General features: G+C 55.8%; 9 protein-coding genes and 1 pseudogene. 8 read left to right on the top strand and 2 right to left on the bottom strand.

Annotated features, from left to right (window positions below; translation table 11 throughout):
- The 4 genes from IQ254_RS27225 to IQ254_RS27240 all read left to right on the top strand — a co-directional run.
- The coding region (locus IQ254_RS27225) for an S-layer homology domain-containing protein (RefSeq protein ID WP_193969290.1) at nt 1-1198 on the top strand (1198 nt) is incomplete at its 5' end.
- Nucleotides 1199-1401: 203 nt separating this feature from the next.
- Nucleotides 1402-1767, top strand: a complete 366-nt coding sequence (locus IQ254_RS27230; RefSeq protein WP_193969291.1) for a hypothetical protein — start codon at nt 1402-1404, stop codon at nt 1765-1767.
- Nucleotides 1768-2123: 356 nt separating this feature from the next.
- Nucleotides 2124-3767, top strand: a complete 1644-nt coding sequence (locus tag IQ254_RS27235; RefSeq protein ID WP_193969292.1) for a glycosyltransferase family 39 protein — start codon at nt 2124-2126, stop codon at nt 3765-3767.
- Nucleotides 3743-5272 (top strand): glycosyltransferase family 39 protein, encoded by a 1530-nt coding sequence (locus tag IQ254_RS27240; RefSeq protein ID WP_193969293.1) that lies wholly within the window; start codon nt 3743-3745, stop codon nt 5270-5272. Before IQ254_RS27235 ends, IQ254_RS27240 begins: the two co-directional genes overlap by 25 nt.
- A 127-nt stretch (nt 5273-5399) precedes the next feature.
- Here the strand turns inward: IQ254_RS27240 and IQ254_RS27245 are convergent.
- A pseudogene (locus tag IQ254_RS27245) lies at nt 5400-5576 on the bottom strand (ISKra4 family transposase); the annotation flags it as partial.
- A 237-nt stretch (nt 5577-5813) separates the two neighbouring features.
- On the opposite strand from IQ254_RS27245, the gene IQ254_RS27250 reads away from it, so the two are divergent.
- The 4 genes from IQ254_RS27250 to IQ254_RS27265 all read left to right on the top strand — a co-directional run bounded on the left by IQ254_RS27250 (nt 5814) and on the right by IQ254_RS27265 (nt 8064).
- Entirely contained in the window at nt 5814-6611 is a 798-nt protein-coding gene (locus tag IQ254_RS27250; RefSeq protein ID WP_193969294.1) for a DUF4058 family protein, read from the top strand.
- Between the two features lie 493 nt (nt 6612-7104).
- Nucleotides 7105-7398, top strand: a complete 294-nt coding sequence (locus tag IQ254_RS27255) for a hypothetical protein (protein ID WP_193969295.1) — start codon at nt 7105-7107, stop codon at nt 7396-7398.
- A 110-nt stretch (nt 7399-7508) separates the two neighbouring features.
- Entirely contained in the window at nt 7509-7736 is a 228-nt protein-coding gene (locus IQ254_RS27260) for a hypothetical protein (protein ID WP_193969296.1), read from the top strand.
- Nucleotides 7726-8064, top strand: coding sequence for a type II toxin-antitoxin system PemK/MazF family toxin (locus IQ254_RS27265; protein ID WP_228041150.1), 339 nt, complete (start codon nt 7726-7728; stop codon nt 8062-8064). The genes IQ254_RS27260 and IQ254_RS27265 overlap by 11 nt, the downstream gene beginning before the upstream one ends.
- Here IQ254_RS27265 and IQ254_RS27270 read toward each other — a convergent pair.
- Nucleotides 8053-8463, bottom strand: coding sequence for a hypothetical protein (locus tag IQ254_RS27270; protein WP_193969298.1), 411 nt, complete (start codon nt 8461-8463; stop codon nt 8053-8055). The genes IQ254_RS27265 and IQ254_RS27270 overlap by 12 nt on opposite strands.
- Nucleotides 8464-9067 lie beyond the last annotated feature (604 nt).

The following is a 9067-nucleotide window of genomic DNA, read 5'->3' on the forward strand; positions in this document are numbered from 1 at the left end:
GTATAAGAGACAGATACCCAGCCGCTTTACCGATTTAGATAACCATTGGGCCACGGCCTACATCGAGGCGCTGGCGGCTCGGGGGCTAGTCAAGGGCTACCGCGACGGTACCTACCGTCCTCATGAGGCGATCAATCGGGCCCAGTTTGCGGCCCTGGTGGCCGCTAGCTTCGGCTCTACTCCGCCAGTGCGAGGGAGCGTGAAATTTGTCGATGTGCCCCCCTCTCACTGGGCCGCTGCCGCCATTGATCAGGCTCAGCGCCGGGGGTTCTTGGGGGGCTACCCCGACCAGACCTTTCGCCCTGATCAAGGAATGGTGCGGGTGCAGGCGATCGTGGCGGTGGCGGCGGGGTTGGGCTTGCCCCCGGCCCCGGCCAGCGTGCTGGGGGTCTACGGCGATCGCGCCCAGATTCCCAGCTATGGCATCGATGCCCTGGCCAGTGCTACCCAAGCCGGATTGGTGATTAACCACCCCGACCCCACCCAGCTACGCCCCCTAGAAACGATGACTCGGGCCGAGATCGCCGTGCTGATCTACCAGGGTTTAGTGGCCCTAGGGACAGCGCCTCGCCTTGAGACCGGGGCGGCTTTGGCTCCGGCGGCAGCCCAGGGGTCCTTCGCTGATATTCAAACCCACTGGGCGCTGGATTTCATTCAGGGGCTGCATAGCCTGGGCCTAGTGCAGGGAGATGAGTCAGGCCGGTTTAACCCGACCCAACCGATGACGCGGGCCCAGTTTGCCGCTCTAGTCAATCGGGCCTTTGCCCCGGCCCCGAGGCGATCGGGCCAGCTGTTTCGGGATGTGCCGTCGAGCCACTGGGCTCACCAGGCGATTCAAACAGCCTATCGGGGCGGTTTTCTATCGGGTTTTCCAGATCAAACCTTTGGCCCAGACAATCCGCTGGTGCGGGCTCAGGTGTGGGTAGCCCTGGTGTCGGGGCTGGCGCTGCTGCCCAACCAGCCCGGCAACCTGGAGTTGCTCAACTACTACCGCGATCGCAACCAGATTCCTAGCTATGGGGCCAATGCGATCGCCAAAGCCACCCAGCTGGGGTTAGTGGTCAACGTGCCCGACATTATTCAACTGCACCCTAACCGAGTGGCCAGCCGTGCCGATGTCAGCGCTGCGGTCTATCAGGCGCTGGTGCTGCAGCTGCGGGCACCGAGGATTAACAACCCATTTATCGTCCGGCCCTAGGAAGGTGTAGCGAAAGGCAGACCGCTGCAGCCGAGGCCAGACTTGAGATTGAGGGCAGGCGGCGTCATCGTGGGTTAATGTCTGCGTGTTTTTTTAGTGATTTTTGTTCGATTTGCTACCCCAATGGGAAGCTTTGACTATAGTCGAGGAGAGATCTCGGCGTCTTACCTGTGGCGTTATTAGTACTATTTGGAGACCTAACTATGGTTCAGTTTGGAGTCAAGGCGGCGGCAACCGTCGTGTTGGGTGCGATCGCAGTGGTCAGCACCGCCCCTATGGCCGATGCCCAGTCTCGGTCAGACTGGCTGGCCAGCGGCGAGACCATTACCTACGACGGCTACCTGCTAGCGGGCGAATCGGTCTATGCCAGCTGTGATGACGACTGCGCCGATCTAGACATCTATCTCTATGACGCCAACTCGGGCAACCTGGTGGCCTCAGATAGTTTGATCGATGCTGTCCCCGTTGTCGTCGCTCCCTACGAAGGCAACTTCTTCATCGAGGTGGTTATGGCTAGCTGTGTCAACAACCCCTGTGCCACCTGGACAGACTCTGACGCCGGATTCTAAAAGTATTCCACCTCAACCCCCATCCCGATCAGGAACGCGAACTCGGCCCACTAGGCCGGTCGCAGAGAGACACCGGATAGGTATTTAGTGGGCAGACTCTAAGCTGGGTTTTATAGAAATTATCTATACCGAGTCAACCGTGCCGGGGCGATCGCCCCGGCACGGTTTTTGTATGGCTGGCGTCGGTCTGAGCCATCAGCACTCTTTAATTTATGGCCCCATGGGCGATCGCTCCCCCATGGGGGCTTGAGGTAGAGACGCGACAGACCCTGTTGAGAGGGCCGCAGGCTCCGCTACAATCGTCCGGTGATCACCCCTGTGGATGATGTCATTAAATAGCTGTGACCCAATAACCGATGCGCTCCTCTGCTTTGTTTTCACCGCCAGCTGACAAATCTCTGGGAGATTCTCGCGCCATCGCCTATTTGCTGCTGCTGGTGTGGATGGGAGTCCTGCTCCTCAGCACCAATGGCGAACAGAGCTTGATGGCCTTCGATGAGGGTAACTTTGCCGCCGAAGCCCGTTTTATGGTGGAGTCAGGCAACTGGTTAGCCCGTCAGTGGTGGGGGCAGCCCGTGTATACCCACGGCATTGCCCTCAACTGGCTGATGGCCTCTAGCTATGTGCTCTTTGGCCAGGGCGATTGGGCCGCCCGACTACCGAGCATCGTCACCGCTATCGGGGCCTCGCTGCTGACCTATGAAATTGGCAGAACGGTGCTGCCTAACCGGCCAATGGCCCTGGTCGGGGCGCTGATTTTGGCAATTATGCCCCTGTGGTTTCAGTATGGACGGTTGGCCACCCAGGACATGCCGCTGGTTTTTTTGGAACTGCTGGGCATCTGGGCGCTGCTCCAGGCAGAAACCTTCCCTCGGTATCGGTTCTTTTGGGGGCTGCTGGCGGGAACTGTGCTCGGCCTGGGCTTTTTGATGAAAAGCTTCATGATTTTGCTGCCGTCTGTGGCGTTGTTGCCCTACCTGATTGGCCAACAGCGCCGCCACCGCCACTTGACGAATCTAGGGCTATATCTCGGCCTACTCATAGGACTGACTGCCGTGGGCCTGTGGATCCTATTGAGCGTCAGGCTCTATGGCGACTCGGTGCTGCCAGCGCTATTTGGCAAGATCGCTGAACTCAGCGATCAACCGTTCCACAGCGACGCCAATGCCCTCTATTATTTCTGGAATATTCCCGCCAACGCCTTCCCCTGGCCGCTGTTTACTCTGATCGCCTGCCTCATTGGTTGGCGACGCCCTCGCCCTGACCTGTTTGGCCGTCGGTCTCCCTACGGGCTGTTACTGTGGGGCTATCCCTTCGTGCTGGCGGGATTGCTGACCCTTTTCCCGACTCGAACGCCCTACTACGCGCTCCAGCTTTATCCGTTTATGGCTCTGCTAGCGGCGATCGCCATGGCGGCCCTAACCCAGCCTCCCTGGCGTAGAATCGGGCAGATCTTGAGCGACAGCTTTGGCATTCTAGGGTGGGTACTGGTCATCGTGGCCCTGATCTCCATTGTCGGTATCCCCGGCGTTAGTTTGCCGTCCGAGGCCCAAACCTATCAGTACCTGGCCCTAATTCTAGGCACCGGACTGGGCTTACTACCCTACTGGTGGCGCGTAAAATCAGGGGAGCAGCCCTATACCTGGATCGCCGGCTGGTTGCTCCCGATCTGGCTGACGATCGCGGTTGCCGGATTTTCTGGGCTGCTGGGCAACTACGCCCCCGACCTCAAGGCGGCGCTACAGTCGCCCGACGTCTACGCGCAGCTGGCGGATCAGCCGGTTGACTTCGTTGTGGAACCACAATTCGATGGCCCCACCCACCAAACCTGGGTATTGCTGACGGTCTATACGCCTCAACTCGGCAGTCTGAAGCAGGCAACCGCCGATCTGGCCCCCAATCACTACGCTTGGGTCAGCCCTAATCTAGACTTGGCAACGGCACCACCCCATCGAGTCGTTACTCAGATACGCCAATGGCATTTGATTCAAACTCGCTAACCTCCCCCCGTGCTGCACTGACGTCTGGTTGGCAGACGGTGCAGCAGAGTATCCGACGCTATCCTATGGCGGCCTTACTGACGCTAGCACTAGCCCTGCGAACCTATCATCTGCGATCGCCCATTATCGGTGTGCATGCCTGGCGACAGTCAGATACCGCCGCCATGGCGCGAAATTTCTCTGAAAATGGGTTTCAATTTCTGTATCCCCAAATTGACTGGGGGGGCAGTTCGCCGGGCTTTGCTGAAACCGAATTTCCGCTCTATCCCTATGCCGTCGCCCTGATCTATAGATTGCTGGGGGTAGCCGAAGCCTATGGCCGTTTGCTGTCAATTTTTTGCGCCCTAATCGGGATTTATTTTCTCTACCGACTGGTCGCCCTCGTTCTCGATCGCCCGATCGCCCTTTGGAGCGCTGGCTGCTACGCCATTTTGCCCCTAAATGTCTTTTACAGCCGCACCTTTCAGCCAGAGTCGATGGTGCTAGCCGCCAGCATTATTGGGCTCTATGGGTTTGTCCACTGGCAGCGTCAGCAGCAGGATCGCTCCTTACTGTTATCGGCGGTCTTTGTCACCCTGGCCTGCCTGATTAAGGTTCTACCGATTATTTATGTAGGCCTACCGCTGCTGTTTTTGGCGATTCTACAGTTCAAGGGCCGTTTATTCTTCCAGTGGCGGCTGTGGCTATATGCCGCCGTTGTCATTGGGGCAACCGCCCTGTGGTACTGGCATGCTCACCAAATTTTTCTGGAGACAGGGCTCAGCTTTGGTTTCTGGGGCAATAGTAATCGCTACGGCTGGGGAGATTTGACGGTCTGGCAGTTTTGGGGAGACATTATTCTCCGTCTGGCAGTGCGCCATTTTGCTGTCTTTGGCTTCATTCTGTTTTGCATTGGCTTGTTTCAGCCCCGTCACGCTCCCCAGGAGTACCTGTTTGAGGTTGGCCTGGTGGCGGTGCTGATCACCTGCATGGTGGCACCCACATCCAGCTACATTCACGAATACTATCAGCTGCCATTCATGATCTATGCGGCTCCGTTCATGGGCAAAGCCTGGGTAAACCTGATGGCCGGGGGGGCATTGCTGACTAAGCGGTTGCTGATTGCTGGCTGTAGTCTAATGATCGTAACTGGCACAGTCATCTATGGAATCGACTACATGGCCAGAGAAATTCCTGAGCGATCTGCCGTTTACCATCTAGCGGGGGTTGTGAGGCAGACAACCCCCGCTGATGCCCGAGTTGTTTCGGTCACGGGGGGCGACCCCAACTTGCTCTATTTGTCTCACCGCAAGGGTTGGTTAATCTCACCAGCCGAGGTGACGCCTGATGTTATGCAAGCGTTATCAGCGGCGGGGGCTGGCTATCTGGTGGGCAGCTACGAAGTGGTTGAAAGCTATGCCCCGTTCACCGATGACGCTCAAAAAGCCCAGATTAATGCTCTGGTCTCAGAGCAGCTGGAGGCGATCGTCAATGATGATCGCGTCTACGTTGCCCCTATTCCGTAACGTTCACTAGCGCTATGCATCAGCCCAGTACTCGAAGGCTGAAATGAATATAACGAGTCAGTTGTAGAAGATAGGTGCGTCAGACCCTCAGCCAGTCCGGGTTGGGTGTATCCCAGTCTTGTAAGACTCATTTTGAGAAGTAGCCATTTAGATAAGCCCATCGCTGTCGCAGCACTTGTTGCACGTTATCTTCGTCCCAGTGAGCTCCTGAAATCTTGATTCGACGTCCAATTTGCTTGACCGTTGACTCAATTGCCCCCGAGCCAATGGACATGCCCTCGGCTTGGTAGTAGGCGTAGTTGATCTTGACTCAAGAAAGTGGACTGAGGCTGAGTAAAAACTGCGACACCCAAAATAGAATGCTGGCGTTATCACCTAAGCAGCACGCCAGGTCGTAATGATAGCCCTCTTCGAGGGTTCACCCAAATGCGGCCAAGGCCAGAACCAGTCGCTCTCAAGCTGGGTGAGAACGTTAGACCCGTGCTCAGGTGGTTCAGAGCAGTCCGCTAAAATTGGGGTAGCCCAGATTGCAGGCGCAGCGATGGCATCCCCCTTTCCAGGTATGGATCCTTATTTAGAACAGGCTATCTTTTGGTCGGAGTTCCACAGCCGATTGATTGTGGCTATCGCCGATGCCCTGGCCCCGAGCCTACTGCCGCAATACTATGTGGCCGTTGAGACTCGCACCTATAGGGATAGCACCAATGAGGAATTACTGGTGGGAATTCCAGACGCGGTCGTGTTGTCTACCCCAGGGCCATCGGCCCAGGCTACACCTGAGACTAGGAGCGTTGGGGTGGCAACGACGGTGCGGCCTCAGTCGGTAATTTTGCCCATGCCGCTGGAGGTCAAGGAGCGCTATCTAGAGATTCGAGAGGCTGGTAGTGATGCCGTGATTGCGGTGGTTGAGGTACTGTCACCGACGAATAAGCGCCAAGGGGAAGGGCGCAGGATCGATAACGCTAAGCGACAAACGGTCTTGGGCAGTGCTTCTCACCTGGTGGAAATAGATTTGCTGCGGGCCTATGACCCAATGGCGATGCACCCCGTAGCTACGGGGGCGGCATCGGCAGCCCGGTATCGCATTTTGGTGAGTCGCTCAGAGTACCGCCCTCGGGCAGATCTCTATGAATTCTCCTTACGGGAACCAATTCCTGAGTTTCCGCTGCCGCTGAAAGCAGCGGGGGAACAGGTGATCGTTGATTTGCAGCCGCTGGTAAACGGCATTTATGAACGCAGTGGATATGGCATTCGGGTAGATTATCAAGCCCCTGTGCCGCCACCAGCCCTATCAGCGGAGGATCAAGCTTGGGCGAAGGAGCTATTGCACATCCGTTAACCCATGGTGCTGTCGTCCATTGGCTGCGGCGTTAGGACGGCTGGAAAATGGGGCTAAGCTTGCGATCGCCCCTGTATCTTTAGCGCAAAAAAGGCCCGCAAGCTGTGCTCACAAGCCAGTGACGCAAGTAAGGGTATGGGGCCAGAAACCGGGTTTCTGGGGGGTGTGCAAAGGTTAAATGCAACCCGGCAAAGAAACCCGGTTTTTAAACTCAGGGTTTATGCCAACGGTAACAATTCTTACTTGCGCCCGGTGCGCGATTGGACTAAATTACTGAGCTAAGACTGTGTGCGTGCAGTCTAAATGTCCCAAAAATTTGGTCAAGCGCCACTGGAAGGTGCTAGTAACACCAACCAGTGGCTAACCCCGTCGACAGGGTAAGCTGTCTCGGAGGCTAAGGTGATTTTACCTGGCCGCCCTGAACTGCACTACGTCTGGGGCGGCCAAGTTTTTGGGTTTCTTCCCCGTCGTTTCATCGGAAAGGAACCCGATTATGTTGTGTTTTACCCGTCAAGATCCCTGGGTTCTTGAAGAACCCAGGGATCTGAATCCGCTGACTTTAGTAGCCCCCAGCCCTCAGCCGGGGCGAGAGCGATTGCGCCATTTGGTGATTGGCTCGCCGGAGGGGGTGCGAGCGACGATTAACTTGCTGCATGTGTTGACCTATGCAGAGCAGGCGACCTGGAGCCAGTTGATTGCGATACCGCGACCGGGGATTTTGATTACCCCAGAGCAGGGCGAGGTGTTTAGTCTACTGAGGCGCGATGGTCAAAGACCGGCTCCTTAGGGCCATCGGGAAATGGATTGACGTTAATTCAGATCCCTGGGTTCTTGAAGAACCCAGGGATCTTTGCGACCAAGCCTCTCGTGCCACAATTAAGAAAGGAGGTGATGGCTATGACACTGCAAGAGTTAATCCAAGAGGCTCAGCAGCTGAGTTGGCAAGATCAGCTTCACTTAGCAACTCGTTTGTTGCAATGGGCTGAGGCCAAAATGCCGATGCCAGAGAGCCGTTGGCAACCTGATCTAGACCAATCGTTAGTTGCAGCGGCAGCTAAGGCTTCTGAAGCTTCGTTTGCTGAGGTGTGGGATAACTCTGAGGATGCCGCCTACGATGACCTATGAGTTTGGCGAGACCGTATTGGTTCCGTTTCCGTTTACCAACCAAAACGCGCTGAAGAAGCGACCCGCAGCGGTAATTAGCTCTCAAGATTACAATGCAGCTCGGCCTGATCTAATTCTTATAGCCGTGACCAGCCAGGTAAAGACTCCGCTTCTGTTTGGCGAGATTATGATCGCTGACTGGCAGACGGCAGGTTTGCTGAAAGCTTCGGTGATAAAACCTGTTATTACAACGATTCAGAAAGATTTAGTCATTCAGAAGCTTGGCAGGCTTGCTTTGCCAGATTGTCAGTCTCTTGAAAGCCTGTTGGCTATCTTGCTAAAGCAATAGCGCTGAGCAGGCGGCATTGAAGGATTGCATGGGGGATGAAAATCGCTGATTGAGGCTGATTAGGTCAAGGTTTCGAAGCTTGGCTAGCGCTATGAGGGCTTCAAGATGCTCAACGCGGTTTTGTTCTAGGCGATCTTCGTAGTGCAGCAGCTCTTGGTGCTCAGCGTTGGTTAGTTCGCCCCACTCGCAGCGATCGCGCAGGTCATCTAGGCGGCTTTGCTCTGGGGCTGTTAGCTGCCATTGAATAACGGCTAACAGCGGGGCCTCTTCTGAGCTGGCTGGGATTTGGGGTGTAGACTCAGCCAGTACCTCCAGCAGTTGCACTACTGCGGCCAGCTTGTTTTGCGGAAGCTGGTCGAGGAGGGCGATCGCCCGCTGTCGGATATCGATGGGAGGCATGGTAAAGACATAGGCAAGGCTTAGGTTTATGGTAGCAAGATCAAAGGATTTCCCGTATTTTAATCGGCGTTACGCCTACCTTTCTGCTGTAAGAAAATCCGGTCGCCCAGCCGGGGCACGAGCGGTTGTAACCTTTGTTGATTGACTCACCGGAGGGGGTGCGGGCGACGATAGTACGGGCTACGATTCATCAGCTCGGGGCGTTAGGTTACGCAGATCCGGATAAGTGGGCGAAGCTGATGCCGACGGGGAGAGAGGGCGAGTATATCTCGATACATACGGACGATACGCACCTGCGACGGAATAACAAACAAAGGAACCCCTAGGGAGTCGGTCTCTAGGGGGTTCTTTCGTCTACGGTAGAGATCTCCTTATTACTTATAGTGCTAATTAGGCTTCTAAAGGGTGTTCTGGCGCAAAGAATCACTCGTGAGCGATGAAACCGCTTCTATTGGATTCAGATAGATTCGAATAATGCTGACTGCCTGACACAAGTAGGCAAAAGGCTTGAAACCTCGTTAGGCGAGGGGGAAAGGGTGAGCTGACATGAGACGCTGAAATTGCATCATCTCAGGGTCTTTACCATGTCAGCCACCACCTGCCT

The organism is Nodosilinea sp. LEGE 07088 (genome assembly GCF_015207395.1).
Classification (GTDB): domain Bacteria; phylum Cyanobacteriota; class Cyanobacteriia; order Phormidesmidales; family Phormidesmidaceae; genus Nodosilinea.